The organism is Streptomyces sp. NPDC102462, assembly GCF_044765425.1.
GTDB lineage: Bacteria > Actinomycetota > Actinomycetes > Streptomycetales > Streptomycetaceae > Streptomyces.
Genome location: NZ_JBIWKB010000028.1, coordinates 98,366 through 116,052, shown reverse-complemented (window position 1 = coordinate 116,052; position 17,687 = coordinate 98,366). Strand labels below are relative to the sequence as shown.

At 67.3% G+C, this 17,687-nt stretch carries 20 protein-coding genes and 1 pseudogene; 11 read left to right on the top strand and 10 right to left on the bottom strand.

Annotated features, from left to right (window positions below; translation table 11 throughout):
- Positions 1–180 precede the first annotated feature (180 nt).
- Positions 181–1,140: an AraC family transcriptional regulator gene (locus ACIRFL_RS24145; RefSeq protein WP_404031882.1), complete on the top strand. Its 960-nt coding sequence runs from the start codon at positions 181–183 to the stop codon at positions 1,138–1,140.
- Between the two features lie 218 nt (positions 1,141–1,358).
- On the opposite strand, the gene ACIRFL_RS24140 is transcribed toward ACIRFL_RS24145, so the two are convergent.
- Complete coding sequence (locus tag ACIRFL_RS24140; RefSeq protein WP_404031879.1) at positions 1,359–2,300, bottom strand: EamA family transporter; 942 nt, start codon at positions 2,298–2,300, stop codon at positions 1,359–1,361.
- A gap of 483 nt (positions 2,301–2,783) precedes the next feature.
- Between ACIRFL_RS24140 and ACIRFL_RS24135 the strand changes: the two genes are divergently transcribed.
- Both ACIRFL_RS24135 and ACIRFL_RS24130 read left to right on the top strand, forming a co-directional pair.
- On the top strand, positions 2,784–3,200 hold the full coding sequence (locus ACIRFL_RS24135) for a MarR family winged helix-turn-helix transcriptional regulator (protein ID WP_404031876.1): 417 nt from the start codon (positions 2,784–2,786) through the stop codon (positions 3,198–3,200).
- A gap of 127 nt (positions 3,201–3,327) precedes the next feature.
- Entirely contained in the window at positions 3,328–3,717 is a 390-nt protein-coding gene (locus tag ACIRFL_RS24130) for a DUF2255 family protein (RefSeq protein ID WP_404031874.1), read from the top strand.
- A 31-nt stretch (positions 3,718–3,748) separates the two neighbouring features.
- On the opposite strand, the gene ACIRFL_RS24125 is transcribed toward ACIRFL_RS24130, so the two are convergent.
- The 3 genes from ACIRFL_RS24125 to ACIRFL_RS24115 form a co-directional block, all read right to left on the bottom strand.
- On the bottom strand, positions 3,749–3,991 hold the full coding sequence (locus ACIRFL_RS24125) for a hypothetical protein (protein ID WP_404031871.1): 243 nt from the start codon (positions 3,989–3,991) through the stop codon (positions 3,749–3,751).
- Between the two features lie 50 nt (positions 3,992–4,041).
- Positions 4,042–4,965: an alpha/beta hydrolase gene (locus ACIRFL_RS24120; protein WP_404031869.1), complete on the bottom strand. Its 924-nt coding sequence runs from the start codon at positions 4,963–4,965 to the stop codon at positions 4,042–4,044.
- Between the two features lie 202 nt (positions 4,966–5,167).
- Complete coding sequence (locus tag ACIRFL_RS24115) at positions 5,168–5,470, bottom strand: hypothetical protein (protein ID WP_404031866.1); 303 nt, start codon at positions 5,468–5,470, stop codon at positions 5,168–5,170.
- Between the two features lie 707 nt (positions 5,471–6,177).
- Here ACIRFL_RS24115 and ACIRFL_RS24110 point away from each other — a divergent pair.
- Both ACIRFL_RS24110 and ACIRFL_RS24105 read left to right on the top strand, forming a co-directional pair.
- On the top strand, positions 6,178–6,702 hold the full coding sequence (locus ACIRFL_RS24110) for an isochorismatase family protein (protein ID WP_404031863.1): 525 nt from the start codon (positions 6,178–6,180) through the stop codon (positions 6,700–6,702).
- A gap of 1 nt (position 6,703) precedes the next feature.
- Positions 6,704–7,897: an amino acid ABC transporter substrate-binding protein gene (locus ACIRFL_RS24105; protein WP_404031860.1), complete on the top strand. Its 1,194-nt coding sequence runs from the start codon at positions 6,704–6,706 to the stop codon at positions 7,895–7,897.
- A gap of 28 nt (positions 7,898–7,925) precedes the next feature.
- Here the strand turns inward: ACIRFL_RS24105 and ACIRFL_RS24100 are convergent, their stop codons facing one another.
- Both ACIRFL_RS24100 and ACIRFL_RS24095 read right to left on the bottom strand, forming a co-directional pair.
- Positions 7,926–8,396, bottom strand: coding sequence for a hypothetical protein (locus ACIRFL_RS24100; protein WP_404031857.1), 471 nt, complete (start codon positions 8,394–8,396; stop codon positions 7,926–7,928).
- Between the two features lie 162 nt (positions 8,397–8,558).
- A complete protein-coding gene (locus tag ACIRFL_RS24095) occupies positions 8,559–8,918 on the bottom strand; it encodes an MmpS family transport accessory protein (protein ID WP_404031854.1) in 360 nt (119 codons plus the stop codon).
- A gap of 298 nt (positions 8,919–9,216) precedes the next feature.
- Here ACIRFL_RS24095 and ACIRFL_RS24090 point away from each other — a divergent pair.
- A pseudogene (locus ACIRFL_RS24090) lies at positions 9,217–9,527 on the top strand (transposase); the annotation flags it as partial.
- Between the two features lie 61 nt (positions 9,528–9,588).
- On the opposite strand, the gene ACIRFL_RS24085 reads toward ACIRFL_RS24090, so the two are convergent.
- Entirely contained in the window at positions 9,589–9,735 is a 147-nt protein-coding gene (locus tag ACIRFL_RS24085) for a hypothetical protein (protein ID WP_404031897.1), read from the bottom strand.
- Between the two features lie 167 nt (positions 9,736–9,902).
- Between ACIRFL_RS24085 and ACIRFL_RS24080 the strand changes: the two genes are divergently transcribed.
- Both ACIRFL_RS24080 and ACIRFL_RS24075 read left to right on the top strand, forming a co-directional pair.
- A complete protein-coding gene (locus tag ACIRFL_RS24080; protein WP_404031851.1) occupies positions 9,903–10,853 on the top strand; it encodes an NmrA/HSCARG family protein in 951 nt (316 codons plus the stop codon).
- Entirely contained in the window at positions 10,854–11,642 is a 789-nt protein-coding gene (locus tag ACIRFL_RS24075) for a 3-oxoacyl-ACP reductase family protein (RefSeq protein WP_404031849.1), read from the top strand.
- Positions 11,643–11,872: 230 nt separating this feature from the next.
- On the opposite strand, the gene ACIRFL_RS24070 is transcribed toward ACIRFL_RS24075, so the two are convergent.
- The 3 genes from ACIRFL_RS24070 to ACIRFL_RS24060 all read right to left on the bottom strand — a co-directional run bounded on the left by ACIRFL_RS24070 (position 11,873) and on the right by ACIRFL_RS24060 (position 15,486).
- Complete coding sequence (locus ACIRFL_RS24070) at positions 11,873–13,198, bottom strand: epoxide hydrolase family protein (RefSeq protein ID WP_404031846.1); 1,326 nt, start codon at positions 13,196–13,198, stop codon at positions 11,873–11,875.
- A 349-nt stretch (positions 13,199–13,547) separates the two neighbouring features.
- Positions 13,548–13,781 (bottom strand): hypothetical protein, encoded by a 234-nt coding sequence (locus tag ACIRFL_RS24065; protein ID WP_404031843.1) that lies wholly within the window; start codon positions 13,779–13,781, stop codon positions 13,548–13,550.
- 229 nt (positions 13,782–14,010) lie between these two features.
- A complete protein-coding gene (locus tag ACIRFL_RS24060; protein ID WP_404031841.1) occupies positions 14,011–15,486 on the bottom strand; it encodes an FAD-dependent monooxygenase in 1,476 nt (491 codons plus the stop codon).
- Positions 15,487–15,551: 65 nt separating this feature from the next.
- Between ACIRFL_RS24060 and ACIRFL_RS24055 the strand changes: the two genes are divergently transcribed.
- The 3 genes from ACIRFL_RS24055 (at position 15,552) to ACIRFL_RS24045 (ending at position 17,544) form a co-directional block, all read left to right on the top strand.
- Complete coding sequence (locus tag ACIRFL_RS24055) at positions 15,552–16,178, top strand: TetR/AcrR family transcriptional regulator C-terminal domain-containing protein (protein ID WP_404031838.1); 627 nt, start codon at positions 15,552–15,554, stop codon at positions 16,176–16,178.
- A 248-nt stretch (positions 16,179–16,426) separates the two neighbouring features.
- Positions 16,427–16,996 carry a TetR/AcrR family transcriptional regulator gene (locus ACIRFL_RS24050; protein ID WP_404031894.1) on the top strand — a complete coding sequence of 190 codons (570 nt, stop codon included), beginning with the start codon at positions 16,427–16,429 and terminating at the stop codon, positions 16,994–16,996.
- Positions 16,997–17,070: 74 nt separating this feature from the next.
- Positions 17,071–17,544 (top strand): transposase family protein, encoded by a 474-nt coding sequence (locus tag ACIRFL_RS24045; RefSeq protein ID WP_404031836.1) that lies wholly within the window; start codon positions 17,071–17,073, stop codon positions 17,542–17,544.
- The last annotated feature ends 143 nt before the right edge of the window (positions 17,545–17,687 follow it).

The following is a 17,687-nucleotide window of genomic DNA, read 5'->3' as shown; positions in this document are numbered from 1 at the left end:
CGGTGGCCAGACCGATACCGGAGCTGCCCCCCGTGACCACCGCCGTCTTGCCTTCCAGCTGTCCCATGTGGGTGTCTCCATCACTTTCTCGTAGCCGATCCATCCGACATCGATAATGCGGGAGCAGCGGAGTACTATCCATGATGCAGAGTCCACAGTTCTTTACGTATCGTCCAGGAGGTGTCGTCGGTGCTCGGATTCCGGGATCCGGTGGCTGACGCGATCGGTCTGCTCCGGCCCCGCACGGTGATCGGGCCCAGTCTCCGGGCCGTGGGTGAGTGGGCGTTGCGCTTCGACACGTTCCTGCACGTGCGGATCGGGGGCCTCGTGCGCGGCACGTGCTGGTTGATCCTCGATGGGCACGAGCCGGTGCTCCTGCGTGAGGGTGACACCTTCATGCTGGGCAACCCGCCGCCCTACGTGCTGGCCAGCACGCTCGACGCGAGCCCGCGCCCTGCGGAGCAGGTGCTGGCGGGTGCCGAGGACGGGTTCGTGCGGATCGGCCCCGAGTCCGAGGACGACCTCTACCTCTGTGTCGGGCACATCGCGTTCGACGACCAGAACGCGGCCCTCCTGACGGATCTTCTGCCGCCGCTGGTGATCGTCCGCGTGGGCGATCCTCATGGCGGGCGGCTCGCGCAGCTGATCGATCTCCTGGCCACCGAGGTCGGGATCGCCGCCGCCGGCGGCCCGCTGGTGCAGAACCACCTCGCACAGATCCTGCTCGTGCACATGCTGCGTGCTCACGCCGGCCAGACGGACCGGCCCACCGGCTGGCTCGGCGCCCTGAACGAGGACGGCATCGGTGCCGCCCTGCGTGCCGTGCACGCGGACGTGGCCCACTCCTGGAGCCTCAAGGAACTCGCCGAGATCAGCCACATGTCGCGTTCCGCGTTCGCCCAGGCCTTCAAGAGCCACGTCGGGGTCCCGCCGCTGGAGTACCTGATCCAATGGCGCATGAGCCTGGCGCGCGACGCCCTCGCCCGCGACACCCTGTCGATCTCCGAGCTGGCACGGGCCACGGGCTATCTGTCCGAGAGCGCGTTCAGCACCGCGTTCCGCCGCGTGGTCGGCTCATCGCCCGCACAGTTCCGGAACCAGGCACGGCAGCCGGCGTACTCAGCCGCGAACGGAAACTGAAGGAGGCGCCCTCAGTTCGGCTGCGCCGCTCAGGCCGGCGACGAAGACACCGGCACAGCGCCTGCCGGCACCACTACCAGCGGCCCGGCGACCTGGCCGGCGGCAACCCGACGCGCAACTTCACGATGTACACCGCTCGTACGGCACCACCCGCGCGAGGCGCCGGACTCGGAGAAGGCGACGCCGACTTGCAGTGGCGCAACGCGTGGCAGCGGAGGTCAACGGGAGGACGCTGGACGCCGCCGCGTACGTACTGCTTCAGGATGCCCCGGCACGGTTGTCGTAGGTCCTGCAGCAGGCCGGCTTCTGGTGAGGAGGGTGGTGAAGACGGCGACGACGATGAGGGCGGTTCCGGCCAGGACATGGGGAGTGAGGGGTTCGTCCAGGAAGAGTACGCCGGACAGGACGGCGATCACCGGGGTGATGAAGGCGTAGCTCGTGGCCAGAGCCGGGCTGGTGTGGGCGGTGAGGTGGCGGTAGGCGGCCATCGCCAGAAGGGATCCGAAGACCACGAGGTAGGCGAGGGCGAAGACGGCGCCCCAGCTCGGCCGCGGCGGTGAGGCGAACTCGCCCCGGACGGCGGCCGCCACCGCCAGCACCGCGCCGCCCGCGAGCATCTGCGCGGCTGGTCCACGTGTTCCGGCAGAGTGGTCGTCCAGATGGGAGCCCAGTACCCAGCACATGGCGGCCGGCAGGAGGATCGCCGCGCCCGTCAGCTCGCCGCGTCCGAGTCCGGCCGACAGCACGGCGACGCCCGCCAGGCCGAGCCAGACCCCCGCCCATTCCGTGCCGCGCGTCGGCCGTCCCCTTGCGGTGTTCAGCAACACGCTCCACAGCGGAACCGTGGCGATGAACAGGGCCGTCGTGCCCGAGTCGACATACTCCTCGGCCAACGCCACGCCGCCCATGCCCACGGAGAAGAGCAGTACCCCGACGAGCGTGGCCCGCCGTCGCCGAGGTGCCGTCAGCCGCGGCTCGTGGCGGTGTTCGGCCAAGCCCCACAGCAGCAGACCCGCCGTCAGAAACCGGACCGAGCTGAGCGTGAGGGGTTCCGTGCCGCGCAGCCCGAACGCGATCGCCAGATAGGTTGTTCCCCATACCAGCCAGGTGACGGCGAGAGGAACGGCGGTTCCTCCGAAGGCCGGTGGCACGGATCTCATGGCGAGGAGCGGACTTCGGCCAGCCGATCAGCTGTGACGGTGCCGGGCCGGATCCAGGTTCGCTCGGCCATGTCGCTCACTTCGACCGCCATGTGACCTCCTCTTGGGGCCGATTCCGCTCGACCCGACGGGAGTTGCCAGTCAGGACTACGTCATCCTACTTCGACTAAGTTGATAGATCAACTTCACCTCTGCGGGTGAGTTCGCGTCGCCGAATGGTCCTAGTACTCCAGCCGGACTTCTGTATTTCTGCTGGTCAACGGCTTGGCGGTGGGGAATGTAGCGGGGGTTGGGCATGCGCGGGACGGACTTGGACAGGTCGTCCCGCCAACCGCGAGATCGATCGGCCCGCAGGGGGTGGCGATGTGTTGAAGCATCTGAGGCGCCTTTCACGTAAGGTTGGTTCGATGACTGGCTATTTCGAGATGTCATTTGATACATTCTCGAACTAGTTTAGCGTTGTATCATTTCAGAGGAGGTCGAGTGCCGGCAGACGCCGCACGGCTATGGACGCTGAACCACCGCCTGCTCACGGTCGTGCTGGATGCGTGCAGTGGCGAGATGGCCGAACTCGGTCTGGAGACGAAGGAGTTCTTCGTGCTCGCCGAGGTGGCGGCGTCTCCGTACCCGGCCGAGCTGGCGGCGAAGCTGGTCATTCCCAAGGCGAGCGTGACGGTGTACGTGCGCAACCTCGTCGCCAAGGGCTTCATGTGGCGGGAGATCGACGATACGGATCTGCGCCGGCATCGACTCGTGCTGACTCCCGAGGGTGAGGCCGCTCGGGATCGCTCTCTCGCCGCCCTGGCGGCGGAGTTCGATCGCAGGCTGGCGCGGATCGTGCCGCAGGATCGCACCGAGCTGCAGCGAATCCTGCTGGCGATGCTCGAACCAGAGGAGTAGCCAGGTCGGCTCGCAAACCGGCTCGACGCCCTGGCCGCCGATATCCGCGCCGAAGGGGGTGCCGCGACTGGCGCCGCCACGGACGTCTCGCGGCGGGATGCGGTTCATCGACTTGGAGAGGACCGGTATGAAAACGGAACCGCTGCCAACTCGCGCTTGGACCACGGCCGAATTGGCTGACCTCGACCGCTCGCCGCTGATACGCGTCGCAGGGGCACGGGCTGACGGCACTCTGCGGCACTTCGTGCTCATCGGGCACGTCCGCATCGGCCACGACGAACTCATCCGCTCGCTCAACGGCACCGGCGGCGCCTGGTACCGCGGCGCCACCCGCACGGGACATGGCGAGATCGACATCGACGGCCGACGGACCAGGGTCGCATTCATCCGCGACTCCGGGCGCGAAGCCGAGGTCGATCAGGCACTGCGCGCCCGCTACGGCAATGACTCCGGCGTCCGACAGATGACGAGTTCACCAGCACGGGAGGCGACCCTCCGGGTGGTTCCGCTCGCATGAGCCGCCCCTGCACGCGATCGTCGTCGGTGGATCACTGGCGGGTCTTGTCCGCCTCGCTCGCGTTCGCCCGCCGGGGCATCGACGTGACGGCGCCGACGAGCCTGAGGGAACACGCCGTCGTACGGGTGTACGCCCGCTCGGCAATCTCCCGCGCCACCGCGTCGGGGCTGTGGTCGCCGCCCTGCCCGTAGACGTTGGCGAAGCTCATCGCGCCGAAGCCGATCGCACCGACCTCCAAGCGGTCGGGTCCCATGGACCGAGTCGGGGTGCCCATCTGCTCCCACTCCGTTCACAGGACTTGTCAAGGTCAGGCCCGTGGTGGCGTCACGCGGGCAGGTGCTCGTGGTAGAAGGGTACGAGTCGTGCGATCGCCTGGTCGACATAGTCGGGTACGTCGTACATCTCGTAGTGCCCGGCGCCTTCGACGACGTACAGGTCGACGGGGTTCGGCGCCTTCTCCCACAGCTGCATGCCTGCCTCGTAGGAGCCGGTGTTGCCCTTACGTCCTGCCAGGATGACGGCGAGCGGCTGTGTGAGCAGTTCCTCCACATGTGCGAACGCGTCGTAGCCGAGGATGAGGGAGTCGCTGCGGGAGAGTCGGCGATTGGTGGAGTGTTCGCTGTGCCCACGTGAAGTGCGGTAGTACGTGATCGCCTGGGTGCTGTCTATGTCGGTGAGGCCGATCGCCGCAGCATCCTCAAGAGTGTCGGGCAGCCAGTTGTCGCGGTTCATCTGCCCGCTGAGGATCTCCTGTGTGCGTGCTTTCGCCAGTTCGTCCAGTGCGGCGGCAGGACCGTTCGGGGTGAAGCTGCGGAACGATGCGCCTATGTTGCCACCTACGACAGTGCCCACGGCCTTGATGCGGTGATCGGTGCGGGCCGTATGCACGGCATAGCCTCCACCGGCGCAGATGCCGAGGACGCCGATGCGGTCCGGGTCGATGCCGGGGACAAGGGTGAGCGCGTCGATGGCGTAGGAGATGTCCTCACCGCGACGGTACGGGTCCTCCAGGTCCCTGGGCTCACCGCCGCTCTGCCCCTGATAGGCGGGGTCGAACACGAGCGCGACCAGGCCGCCGTCCGCGAGCCGGGCGGCATAGTTCGCACCGATCTGCTCCTTGACGCTGCTTCCGGGCGTGGAGAGGACAACCGCCGCGTGCGGCTGCGCGGCATCGAAATCCTCCGGCAGATACAGATGGGCGGCGAGCTCGAAGGGGCCTCGTGGGATGGCGATGTGCTGGATCGGCATGAGCTGAGAACCTTCCCCTGTCCTGTACAGAAGGCAGCTAATTCACTGACTTCACTAGTTCATTATCAAACTAATACGAAACTGTATCACTACGGAGCGAGGTGCGCGATCCCCTCGGGCGGCGCGGCGCAGATGTGGGAGCTGAACCAACACCTGTCGGCCGTGGTTATGAACATGTCAATCCTGGAGGTGTGGAGACGATCTATTTCGACGCGACTGCTGTACCGGTTTCCGGCAGTTGCAGCTGCTCAAGGTCGGCGAGCAGTTCGTCCGGCAAGGTGATCGGCCCGGACTTGTCGGCGAGGACGATGGTGGCCTCAGCCGTGAGCTTGTCGAAGCGCGAGAAGCGCAGACCAACCCGGGGGTGCTCGAACAGACGCGACAATGCCACCGTGCTCGTCGTGCCGTCCGGTGCGAGGTCGCCGAAGCGTTGCACCACCTGCTGGTGGTCAGGAAAGTCGTCCTCGGCCAGTAGCGCGGCGTTGGACTGTTCGCCGATGGTCAACGGTTTTTCCTGATCCTTGAGTAGTGGCTCCGGTTGGCCTGTGGCTGTCCGGACCGTCGATGAGGTGAGGTTCGTGGCGGTCTCGTGGGCATCGGGCTGACTCCTGTTGGTTTCCGGTCCCGTGAGACCTTCTGAAAGAGCGGTGGCGCCCGGTGTCTTCAAGCCGCTGCGAAACTCACCGGCCTGTGCCGGACGCTGATCGTCGTGGTGTGAGCCCGCCGCACGGTGGCCCCCTCCGACTCCGCGAGTCGTTTTCGAGCTCTGACTGAGACCAGGGCCCGCGCGGTGCGCTGGTGCCGCGAATGGCTGGTGAGATGGCGGACCGTCGAGTCCTGGGATTACGCGTTCACGAAGCTCGGGCGGGTAGGGGGACGGGCGTGCCATGGCTCGATCCCCTCAGGGAATCGAGCCTCCATCAGGCCCGGAGCGGTTCATGTCGAGGGCGGATCGACCAATTGGCGTATCAAGTACTGATGTTAATGTAGGTGACGTATCACCAACTTGCTCCTGGCGGGCCGCTACTGATGCCGCGGACCGTCGCTATACGGAGACCGTACCGGTTCGTGAAGCGATACCAACCGATTCGGCGTGAGTGGCCGGTTCAGCCTCAGAGGCGCCTGTACGGACCGGTTCGGCCGCATCGACGGCGCCGAGATCCACGATGTCCCGTCTGAGCACGCAGACACAAACACCAGGAAGGGGATCTCATGAGCAAGGAAGCAAAGCCCGGACTTCAGGCACTGCTGACGCCCGAGGAGAGCGTCGTCGTCCTGATCGACCACCAGCCGTTCCAGTTCGCCAACCTGCACAGCCACGAACCCACGATGATCGTGAACAACGTCACCGCCCTCGCCAAGGCGACCAAGGTGTTCGACGTACCGACCATCCTGACGACCGTGCTGGAGGAGCGCGGCGGCTACCTCATCAAGGGACTGCAGGACGTCTTACCGGAACAGAAGCCGATCAACCGCACGCTCATCAACACCTGGGAAGACGAACGCGTCGTCGACGCCGTCAAGGCGACCGGCCGCAAGAAACTGATCACCGCCGGTCTCTGGACAGAGATCTGCGTCGCGATACCGCCCGTGCTGGGTGAGTGGCAGCGCGACTGGGCCCGCGAGAAGACCGTCCCGGGCACGGTCGAGGTTCAGGCTCAGCACGGTGGCGCCTCCGGCATCGCTTTCAGCTGGGAGACGCAGTTGCTCACGGTCGGCGATGGAAGCGAGGTCTGACATGGCCGCGGAAGAGGCTCCCATCCGCATGGGGTACTGCCTGTCGCTGACCGGTCCCCTCGCGGGCAACAGCCGGTCGGCCCGCCTCGCCCATGAGATCTGGCGCGAGGACATCAACGCTCGCGGTGGACTGCTCGGCCGTCCAGTCGAGTTCGTCCGCTACGACGACCAGGGAGACGCCTCTCTGGTTCCCGGGATCTACGAACGACTGATTGACGAGGACAAGGTTGATCTAGTCATCGGTGGTTATGGCACCAACACCCTGCTGCCAGCCATGCCGTTGGTGATGGAGCGGCAGCGCTTCTTCGTCGGGCTCATGGGGCTTGGCGTCAACAATGCGCTCGTCTATCCGAACTACTTCGCCATGATCCCGACCGGGCCGGATCCGAACGCCGCGCTCACCGATGGGTTCTTCGAACTCGCCGCGCAGCAGAATCCGCGGCCCACGACCGTGGCGCTCGTCTCCGCGGATGCCGAGTTCTCCCGTAATCCCATTCTCGGCGCCAAGGCTAATGCTGAGAAGTACGGGATCAAGGTCGTCCACGAGGCCACCTACCCGCTGTCGACCGAGGACTTCACGCCCGTCATCGACGCCGTCGCGGAAACCGGCAGCGATCTGCTCTTCCTGTGTTCCTACCTGGACGACTCGATCGGCCTGGTGCGGACCATTCGATCTCACCACTACCGGCCGAAGATGGTCGGCGGTGCCATGATCGGTCCGCAGAACACAGCGGTGAAGACGACACTCGGACCGTTGCTCAACGGCTTCGTGAACTACGAGTACTGGGCTCCGGTCCCCAAAATGATGTTCCCGGGTGTTCAGGAACTGCTGAACACATACCAGGCACGGGCCGGCGAAGCCGGTGTCGACCTGCTGGGGCATTACATGGTGCCGCTCGCGTACGCCCAGATGCAGGTGGTCGCTCAAGCCGTCGAGGCCACCGGCGGTTTCGACGACGAGAGCCTCTCGGAGTACACGCGAGAGGAAGCCTTCCCGACAGTGATGGGTGATGTCCGGTTCGGCGTGAAGGGTGAGTGGTCACAGCCGCGGGTTCTGCAAGTCCAGTTCCAGGAAATTGCCGGCCATGAGGTCGGTCAGTTCCAGAACGGGTCGCGGCAGATCGTGGTGTCGCCACCGGAATCGTCCTCCGGTGAGCTCGTTTTCCCCTACGCGGAAGCTCTCACGGCCGAGTAAGGGCGCCAACCGCACGCGGAACAGCGACTCAAGCGACCGAACTCCCTGACGGACTCCGGTCTCCGCGCGACAAAGACGCCTCGGCAGAAGAACAGGAGCGCAGAGCACCTCCGCTGATCCAAGAGGTGAAGGAGCCATGCACCCGGTCGTCGTGGACGGGCGGCCCGGCCTTGCTGTTCTTGCCCCGGCCCCTTCGCTTGCCGAACGCGCTCCACCAGCCGTTGTCCCGGCAGATCCGCCAGGCGGTCCGCTCGGCCATCGGCTCACCGGCGGCGCGGGCCTCGTCGAGGAGGAAGCGGTGCCCGAACTCGGGATCGTCGCGGTGGGCGTCGAAGAGGGCGTTGGCGCGGTATGCCTCGGCCGTCTCGGCGTCGGTGACCGGCCTGGCCGGCCAGCGGTAGTAGGGCTGGCGGGCCGGCCCGAGTACCCGGCACGTCACCGCCACCGGCACCCGGTAAGGGGCGTCAGCGGCGGCCGGCTCGCGGACGAGCGGGTACATTTGGCCAGCGGGTTCGCCTGCGGCAGATACGCCGCAGCCCTCCTGAGTTCCTTCGTTCTCCTGCTCCGGCAGCCGGATCAGTTTGCTGCAACATCCTTCCAGGCCGCCTCTCAGCAGGCCAGGTCAGGTGTCACCCAACCCCTGCAGCGGTCCCGGACGCACTCATTGCAGATTGACAAAGCATCCCACCGTGCCCTTGGCATCCGGCTTCCGCTGCTCGTCCTTGAGCTTCCCGTCGACGTAGATACGGCAGACTGTGCCCGGTGCCGCGTCGGTGACGGCGACGTCGTTGAAGCCGTACCCGACGTTCTGGCTCTTGCTCCAGGGCAGCTTCACACCGTTCTGCGACTTGCCGTCATTGTCGCCGGAGAAGGCGTAGCTGACGTTACCGCTTCCCTCACCTATCACTTCGAGCCTGACGTCCCAGCTCCCTCCGAACACACCACAGCCAGTGACGGCGGTCAACGACAGGGCTGAGGCTGTCAGCAGCAACTTGGCGACGGGGCTGGTCAGGGAGGGCATCACAGCAACTCCTGTAGGTAGGTGGTTCGCTTGTCGTGCACGGCCTATCTTTCACGCACGACGGCCCGGCCCGGTTCGGTCAGAAGGAGGAATGTGAGGCCTGGAGGCCGGCCGAAAGTACGAAGCTCTCCGCCGCCGGGATACCTCACCCTCCCGGCATACCGAAGCCCACAGGAGCCATCACGACCCGACGTGACCCGCACCGTAGTACTGCAATCACGGTTAGGGGGTCTGGTGTGATTGAGGGTCCTGGTGTTTGTGGATCTCGGTTGGGGATCAAGTCGAGTCGTGGCGTGAGGTGTTGGCAGGGTTGCACGTCGGCGACAAGAACGCGGTGCTGATCGGTGACGACACCGGGTTCTTGAAGAAGGGCACCAGGTCGGCCGGCGTGCGGAGGCAGTACTCCGGCACTGCAGGGCGGACGGGGAACTCCCAGATCGGCGCCTTCCTCGCCTACGCCTCTCGGCGGGGGCGGGCATCCCGGACGATGTGCCGTTCGCTACGAAGACCGAACACTTCCAGGCCATGCTCCAGCGCGCTCTGGACGCGAAGGTGCCGTTTGCCTGGGTGACCGCGGACGAGGCATACGGCCAGGTCGAGCGACTGCGGTACTGGCTGGAGCAGCGCGCGGTCGCGCACGTGCCGGCGACCAAGGTCGACGACACCGTCATCACCAGCGGGGCGCCGAGGTCCGGGTCGACGCCTTGGTGTCCGGCCTGCCCGGGCAGTCGTGGAAGCGGCTGTCCGCCGGTCCGGGCGCCCACGGACAGCGGTTGTACGACTGGGCCCGGGCGCCGATCCGGATCTGGTTTCCCACCGAGATTGCCTACTACGTCTGCTACGGCCCGGTCGGCACACGGCTGAGGGACTCACGGTCTTCGCTACCTGGCTGAATCTCATTGGCAAAGGTTGATGCATCAACGTAAGTCTGATTCAGTTGATGGCTCAACTAGATTGCTCTCCACTCGGACAGGGGTAGCTGGTATGAGCGACAAGAAGGTCATCGCGGTCGCCGGAGCGACGGGCGCACAGGGTGGTGGCACCGCGCGGGCGATCCTCGCCGATCCGGACTCGGGCTTCACGGTGCGCGCGCTGACCCGGAACCCCGACTCGCCTGCGGCCAGGGAGCTTGCTGAGCTGGGGGCGGAGGTTGTCCAGGCGGACTTCTACGACGAGCCGACCGTGCACCAAGCGTTCGAGGGTGCTTACGGCGCCTTCCTCGTCACCAACTTCTGGGCGCATGGCTCGGCGGCCAAGGAGACCGAGGAAGTCAACGTCCTGGTCCGGGCTGCCAAGGCCACGGGGCTGCGTCATGTGGTCTGGTCGACGCTCGAGGACACGCGCGAACTGCTGCCGCTGGACGACGATCGGATGCCCGTCCTTCAGGACAAGTACAACGTGCCGCACTTCGACGCCAAGGGTGAGGCCAATGAGCTCTTCACACAGGCCGGGGTGCCGACGACCTTCCTGAACACCACCTTCTTCTTCCAGGGCTTCCTGCAGGCCATGGCTCCTCAGCGCGCCGAGGACGGCGTGCTGACCCTGACCCTGCCGCTGGAGGACGGCAAGCTCCTCGCCGGGGTGGACGTGGCGGACATCGGCCGCATCGCGCACGCCATCCTCAAGGGTGGTGAGCAGTTCGTCGGCACCACCATCAGCCTGGCCGGCGACCACCTGACCGGTGCGCAGTACGCGGAGAAGCTGGGAGCCGCGCTCGGCGAGCCGGTGCGTTTCCAGTCGGTGCCCTACGACGTCTTCCGTTCCCTGGACATCCCGGCGGCTGCGGAGATCGCCAACATGTTCCAGTATTACGGCGACTTCGACCAGGAGTTCACCGGCGCCCGCGATCTGAACCGGCTGCGCGAGATCAACCCGGCACTGAAGAACTTCGACGCCTGGCTGGCGGAGAACTCCTCGAAGATCGAGGTGAAGTGAATGAGCGCGACACGTACGGCGTCTCATGAGGGCTCGGCGGGAAAGACGAGCGGGCCACTCAGCGGCAAGGTCGCCTTGGTCACAGGCGCGAGCCGTGGCATCGGTGCGGCCATCGCGCGTCGCCTCGCCCGTGAGGGCGCGGCTGTCGCCCTCACCTACCACTCGTCACCCGGCCACGCCGACAAGGTCGTCGCCGAGATCACGTCGGACGGCGGCAGGGCGGTGGCGCTGGCGGCCGATTCAGGAGACGCCGAAGCCGTCCGCGCGACGGTCACCGGCACCGTGGAGGCCTTCGGCCGCTTGGACATCCTGGTGAACAACGCCGGAGGCGCCCACCTCGCACCGATCGGGGAACTTACCGTCGACGACTTCGACCGGGACGTCGCGGTGAACGTACGCTCGGTGTGGGTGGCCACACAGGAAGCCCTGCGGCACATGGGCGACGGAGGCAGGATCATCTCAATCGGCAGCGTCTTCGCCGAGCGGATGCCGATCCCGAACGGCACGACGTACTCCCTCACCAAAGCGGCCATCGGCGGTTTCACCCGAGCGCTGGCCCGGGAGCTGGGGCCGAGGGCGATCACGGTCAACAACATCCAGCCGGGCGCGATCGCGACAGACAGCAATCCGTCCGAAGGGGACCACGCCGATCTGATGATCGGGCTGACCCCGGTCAATCGGTACGCGTCTCCCGATGAGTTGACTGGCCTGATCGTCTACCTCGCCGGCTCCGAGTCGGCCTACGTGACGGGCGCGACGATCAACATCGACGGCGGCTACACCGTCTGACTGCCAGGGCCTGCCACCTTGACGCCCGCGCCGATTCCGGCGTCAAGGTGGCACCAGAGTCCCGTATGCGGACAGAGGGGATCGGTGAACCGTTCCGGGTTTGATCGAGACTCCAGGTCCCACGGGTGCTGTGCAGCCCGTAGCTGCCACGAGGGCGGCGACGGTGGACGTGTCCTCACATCTACCGCCGCCGCCCTCGCTGCGGCCCGTTCGCCGCGGGGGGTGCCGGCTCACTTCACCAGTCGGGCGAACTTCCTGACCTCCTGGGTGAACAACTGAGGCTGCTCGAACGCCGCGAAGTGGCCGCCGTAGGGGATCTGGTCGTTGTAGTAGACCAGGTTGCTGTAGGCGCGCTCGGCCCAGATCTTCGGGCTGCGGACCAGTTCGTGGGGGAAGACGCTCAGCCCGACCGGCAGGTCGAGCTTGGTCAGCTCGGCGGCGCCGTGGTTCTCCCAGTACAGGCGGGCGGAGGAGGCGGCGGTGTCGGTGAGCCAGTACAGGGTGATGTTGTCCAGCATGTCGTTCAGTGACAGGACACCTTCGGGCCGGCCGGTGTTGTCGGTCCAGTCGAGCAACTTCTCATAGATCCAGGCGGCTTGTCCTGAAGGAGAGTCGGCGAGGGCGTAGCCGATGGTCTGCGGACGGGTCGACTGTTCCAGGGAGTATCCGGAGAGCTGGCTGAAGAAGGTCTGGATCTGGGCGAGTGCCGTCTGTTCGGCGGGAGTGATCGTGTCGGTGACCGGCGGGCTGAAGGTGTACTCGGGGAAGTTCAGCTGCACTCCCAGCAGGCCCTTGGGCCGCAGCTTGCCCAGTTGGGTGGTGACGACGCCGCCCCAGTCGCCGCCCTGGGCGATGTACCGGGTGTAGCCCAGGCGTTCCATGAGGGTGGCCCAGGCCGCCGCGATGCGGGCGTTGGTCCAGCCGGTGGTGGCGGGCCGGTCGGAGAAGCCGAACCCCGGCAGCGAGGGGACGACCACGTGGAAGGCGTCCTGTGGGCTGCCGCCGTGCGCCGTGGGGTCGGTCAGAGGGCCGATCGCCTTCACGAACTCCACGAAGGAGCCCGGCCAGCCGTGGGTGAGGATGAGCGGCGTGGCGTTCGTGTGCCGGGAGCGGACGTGCAGGAAGTGGATGCCCAGGCCGTCGATCTGCGTGCGGTACTGGCCCAGGGCGTTGATCTGCCGTTCGAAGCGGCGCCAGTCGTACTGAGTGCGCCAGTACTGCAGCAGGCCGGTCAGCTTGGCGAGTTGGACACCCTGGGAATTGTCGGTGACGGTCTCCTGCTCGGGCAGCCGGACGTGGGCCAGCCGTTGGCGCAGGTCCGTCAGCAGGGCCTCCGGGACGCGCAGGTCCAGCGGTGTGATCCGGCTGGTGGCCTTCGGCAGGTTCAGCGGGCCGACGGCGCCGGCGGAGGTGGTGGCGGAGGCGAGGTCCGTGCCCAGGGTGGCCGGTACGGCGGTCGCCAGTCCGGCGATGGTGGCGGTTCGCAGCAGGCCGCGCCGGGACGTGCCAAAGGAGGGCTCGTCCGCGACCGGACCGGGGTGATGCTGTGAACGCATGATGTGCTCCAACTTCGAAGGGGCGCCGGCCGGCGGAGTACGGACTGCGCGCGGGGAGGTCTGTAGAGGGGTGGCGGGGAGCGGGGTGCTGTTCTGTCCCTGGGGCCGCGGCGCCCGCGGGCCACTGATGCGGGTGGCGGCCACGCACCTGAGTGCGTGGCCGCCCGCAGGGGTCAGGCCGAGGTGCCCAGGGCTTCCTTGAGGCTGGCGACCGCGAGCAGGACCGCATGCTTGGCGCTTCGGGACTGCCGTGCGCCACCTGCGAAAACCCCTCGGATCAGGGCAGGAAAACCACAGATCGGGACAGGAGTGGCGAAAACCCGGGCCTGCCCTGCGCAGGCCGGTCAGGTCACTGGCCGAGCGCGGCCTCCAGGTTGGTCAGCACGCCCAGCCGGCCGAAGAGAACAGTGCCCGAGGGGTAACAGTTGGACGACGCAATCCTGCCGTCGTGCACCCGGAACACGTCACAGCACGGCACCTTGATGGTCTTGCCGCGATAGGTGATGCCGACCGGCTGGTCCGTGAAGGTGCCGTCCTCGGTGAAGGAGGCGATCCGGCCGGGGATGTCCTGGACCTCGGCCACCAGGTAGGCATCTCTGATGGTCTTCTTCGTCGACGTCCACCGGTCCTCATCTCCTGGGAAGATCGCGGGAAATGCGAAAACGCGCGATGGCGTCGGTGCAGCGTGTGATGCCCTCGCCAGGCTCACCCTAGGGAGCACATACATGACACGTCAACCACTTCCTCTGACGCACCTCACACGACGGTGAGGTCGCCGGCGCGGGTACGGGCAAGTCGGTCCGTGGGCCTGGTCACTTCCGGTGGGTGGTGGCGAGGACGGAGGTGAGGTCGTTGACGAGCGCGGTGTCGCGGCTGTCGCCGCTTGCCCAGGCGACGTGACCGTCGGGGCGGATGAGGGTGGCGCGTATGCCGGACCAGTCGGCCGGGAGCAGGTGGGGGGTGCCGGTGTGCACGCGCAGGCCGGGCCGTGCGAGGTGGTGGAGGGGTCGGTCCGGGCTGCTGGTGAGGTCGAGCAGCAGGTAGCTGTCGGCGCGCAGCAAGGCGAACAGGCCGGTGTCGTCGACGGCGAGGTCGCCGGCGCGGGTGCCGGTCAGTCGATGGGCGTCGGGCACGGTCGGCGGGTAGGTGACGGCGAGGGAACTGACCTGTGCGGCGAGTCGGTCGTTGAACTCGGGCAGGGTGGTGATCAGTTGGCTGAGCAGGCCGCGCAGGGCGAGTCCTTCCGGGGTGAAGGCGGTCATGAGGGCGACCTGGGCGCGGCTGGTTTCGGTGAGGTCGACGCCGACCGGGTGGCGTTCGGCGTGGTAGGTGTCCAGGAGGGTGTCGGGGGCCCAGTCGTTGAGGGTGGCGGCGAGCTTCCAGGCAAGGTTGGCGGCGTCCTGGATGCCGATGTTCATGCCGACTCCGCCGGCGGGGAAGTGCTGGTGCGCGGCGTCGCCGGCGAGGAACACGCGGCCGTGCCGGAACTGGGTGGCCAGACGGGTGGCGTTGCCGAAGCGGGAGAGCCAGACGGGATCGCGCATGCCGAAGTCGGTCCCGGCCACGGTGATGACGTTCTCGCGCAGCTCCTCCAGGGTCAGGTCGCCGGGCCAGGTGGTGGTGATGTCGCGGGGGGCGATGCCGACGAGGCGGTGGAGGCCGCCGGGCATCGGGGCGGCCATCAGGGTGCCGGTCGGGCCGAAGTAGCTGTGGCCTGGGGCCGGGGGCTCATCGAGGACGACGTCGCCGAGCCAGCCGAGCACGGTGGACGGAGTGCCGGGGAAGCCGATGCCGGCTGCGTTGCGCACGGTGCTGTGTGCGCCGTCGCAGCCCACCAGGTAGGCCGCCTCGATGCGGGAAGGGCCGTCGGGGGTTCGGAGGTGCACGCGGACCCGGTCGGGCCCCTCGCTCAGGCCGGTGACCTCGTGACCGCGCAGGATGGTCGCTCCCAGTTCGAGAGCCTGCTGCTCCAGCAGGGCCTCGGTGCGCTCCTGCGGCAGGGCGAGCGTGTAGGGGAAGGGGCTGGGCAGGCGGCGGAAGTCCAGCCGGGAGTCCAGTAGGCCGAAGTGCCCGCCGGGCAGCGGCATTCCCTCGCTGATGAAGGGGTGGTGCACGCCGCGGGAGGCGAACGTCTCGATGGTGCGGGGGTGCACGGTCAGGGCGCGGGAGCGGGCGTCGCGCTCGGTGCGCGCTTCGATGACCGCGACGGTGATTCCACAGCGGCGCAGTTCGGCGGCCAGCCACAGGCCCACAGGGCCGCCTCCGGCGACGACGACCTGGTAGTTCATGGTTCTTCTCCCTCACTCGTTGTCTTGGTCGGTGACCAGGAGGTATGCCGAAGTAAACTAGGTCAGTGACCAATAGGCAAGGCAGGGAAGACACCTCAGGCCAACTCACGCGCGCGGCCGTGGTCGACGCCGCGCTGCACGTGCTGGAGGACCGGGGGCTGGACGGCTTGTCGACCCGGGCGGTGGCCGACAGCCTGGGGGTGCGCATGAACACCGTCCTGTGGCACGTGAAGACCAAGGCGCGAATGCTGGAGCTCATGGCCGACGCGGTCGTGGGCGAAATCGGCTATGCGGGCCTGCCCTCCCCGCCGCGGCAACGGGCGCGGGAACTGGCTCGCCGGTACCGGCGAGCGTTGCTCGCACACCGCGACGGCGCCGCCCTGGTGACCGGGACCTACCCGGCCGAGCCGCACACCCTGCACTTCGCCGACCGCCTCGTCGACGCCCTGCTGGAAGCGGGAGCGGACGAGGAGCAGGCGGCCTGGACGGCGTGGACGGTCATCTACTTCCTCCTGGGGCTGGTCCAGGAGGAACAGGCCGCGCCCGACCGGTTCGACGACCGGCTGGCCCGGGCCGTGGACGCCGGCACGCACCCAGCACTGCACCGGGTCGCCGCGCACATGCGGCAGGATGCCTTCGAGGACCGCTTCGCCTTCGGCCTGGAGGCGATCCTTGCCCGCCTGCCCGAATAGGACCGGCGAACGCTCCCGGCCGATGTCCGCCCCGATCACCCGCGCGAGAACCGGCTCTTCGCCGAACCGCCGGCACGGCCTGACCGTGCACGGCCACCTCACCGCATCCAGGACGGCCACTTCGTGCCGCCGCCACGCTCACCGTCCCGCAGGATTCGCCACGCCCTCGCTACGCCACTCTGCAATTTGCCGATGGCTTATAGGTATATGCATACTTGGCGTAGGCTCTTTGAGGGTGAGTGATGGCTATGGTTCGGGCAGGACTGAGCCCGGAGCGGCTGACGCTCGCGGGTGCGGAGCTCGCCGATGAGGCTGGTTTCGACCAGGTGACCCTGTCGGCGCTCGCCCGGCGTTTCGACGTGAAGCCGGCCAGCCTGTACTCGCACCTGAAGAACTCCCACGAGCTCAAGACCCGGATCGCGCTGTTCGCGCTGAAGGAAATGGCCGACAGGGTCGCATACGCCGTGGCAGGCCGCGCGGGCAAAGACGCTCTGACGGCCTTCGCGAACGCCTACCGGGACTACGCCCGCGCGCACCCCGGCCGGTACGAAGCAGCCCGATACCGGCTGGACCCGCAGACCGCCGCAGCCAGCGCCGGCCCCAGGCACGCGCAGATGACGCGGGCGATCCTGCGCGGCTACAACTTGGCCGAGCCGGACCAGACACACGCGGTCCGCATGCTGGGCAGTGTCTTCCACGGCTACGCCGCCCTGGAGGCAGCCGGCGCCTTCGACCACACGGACATCGCCGCACAGGAGTCCTGGGCCTGGACCCTGGACGCACTCGACGCTGCACTGCGAGGAGGGTCTGCCCCCTGACCTGCCATGTTTCTCCCGGTGGCGGGTCCTCACACCGACCCGACACCCCACCCGGAACCAAGAGGCTTGAGGCCATGAGCACCGTAGCCGGCGACTCCGACTCCCTCACCCCCCACGACCTGCGACACCCCGAGCTGACCGGCATGACCCGTGAACAGCTCAGCGACCTGACCCACACCCTGATTCCCCGGCTGGATGAGCACCGCGAGCGGGTCCGCCATGCAGCCCGCGGCGGACCACGCCGCGTCGCCCGCGGCTCAGGCCGCAAACCGACCCTCACACCCGCCGACCAGATCCTGGTCACCATCCTCTATCTGCGGAAACACTCCCGCCAGGAGCTCCTTGGCCGACTCTTCAACACCACCGCCATGACCATCAGTCGCGCAGTGAAAAACGTCCGCCCGCTCCTCGAAGCCGACGATCTCACCGTCACCGCCTCCACAGCCCGATTCCGCACACCGGACGACATCACCGCGTTTCTCGACCCTGACGCATGCGAGATCGAACCAGCATGTTCCTGCGGCCCCGGACGCGACCAGTCGAACTGACGGCCTGAACCGTCGACCGCCCACTGGCGCAGCGCCGCCTGGATCTTCAGTACCCGGCGTTCGGCCTTCCACAAGGCCCACTCCGGAGCGTCGGGAGTTCGACGCCGAGGCGGCGGTGAGTCGCGCTGATGCCGTCCGGCTCG

What these genes read in the sequence shown, in the direction of transcription:
- ACIRFL_RS24105 (WP_404031860.1), top strand. Translation starts at nt 6,704, where the DNA reads ATGGCCGCGGAAGAGGCTCCCATCCGCATGGGGTACTGCCTGTCGCTG.
- ACIRFL_RS24080 (WP_404031851.1), top strand. Translation starts at nt 9,903, where the DNA reads ATGAGCGACAAGAAGGTCATCGCGGTCGCCGGAGCGACGGGCGCACAG.
- ACIRFL_RS24100 (WP_404031857.1), bottom strand. Translation starts at nt 8,396, where the DNA reads ATGTACCCGCTCGTCCGCGAGCCGGCCGCCGCTGACGCCCCTTACCGG.
- ACIRFL_RS24045 (WP_404031836.1), top strand. Translation starts at nt 17,071, where the DNA reads ATGAGCACCGTAGCCGGCGACTCCGACTCCCTCACCCCCCACGACCTG.
- ACIRFL_RS24075 (WP_404031849.1), top strand. Translation starts at nt 10,854, where the DNA reads ATGAGCGCGACACGTACGGCGTCTCATGAGGGCTCGGCGGGAAAGACG.
- ACIRFL_RS24140 (WP_404031879.1), bottom strand. Translation starts at nt 2,300, where the DNA reads ATGAGATCCGTGCCACCGGCCTTCGGAGGAACCGCCGTTCCTCTCGCC.
- ACIRFL_RS24070 (WP_404031846.1), bottom strand. Translation starts at nt 13,198, where the DNA reads ATGCGTTCACAGCATCACCCCGGTCCGGTCGCGGACGAGCCCTCCTTT.
- ACIRFL_RS24120 (WP_404031869.1), bottom strand. Translation starts at nt 4,965, where the DNA reads ATGCCGATCCAGCACATCGCCATCCCACGAGGCCCCTTCGAGCTCGCC.
- ACIRFL_RS24125 (WP_404031871.1), bottom strand. Translation starts at nt 3,991, where the DNA reads ATGGGCACCCCGACTCGGTCCATGGGACCCGACCGCTTGGAGGTCGGT.
- ACIRFL_RS24060 (WP_404031841.1), bottom strand. Translation starts at nt 15,486, where the DNA reads ATGAACTACCAGGTCGTCGTCGCCGGAGGCGGCCCTGTGGGCCTGTGG.
- ACIRFL_RS24050 (WP_404031894.1), top strand. Translation starts at nt 16,427, where the DNA reads ATGGTTCGGGCAGGACTGAGCCCGGAGCGGCTGACGCTCGCGGGTGCG.
- ACIRFL_RS24095 (WP_404031854.1), bottom strand. Translation starts at nt 8,918, where the DNA reads ATGCCCTCCCTGACCAGCCCCGTCGCCAAGTTGCTGCTGACAGCCTCA.
- ACIRFL_RS24110 (WP_404031863.1), top strand. Translation starts at nt 6,178, where the DNA reads ATGAGCAAGGAAGCAAAGCCCGGACTTCAGGCACTGCTGACGCCCGAG.
- ACIRFL_RS24130 (WP_404031874.1), top strand. Translation starts at nt 3,328, where the DNA reads ATGAAAACGGAACCGCTGCCAACTCGCGCTTGGACCACGGCCGAATTG.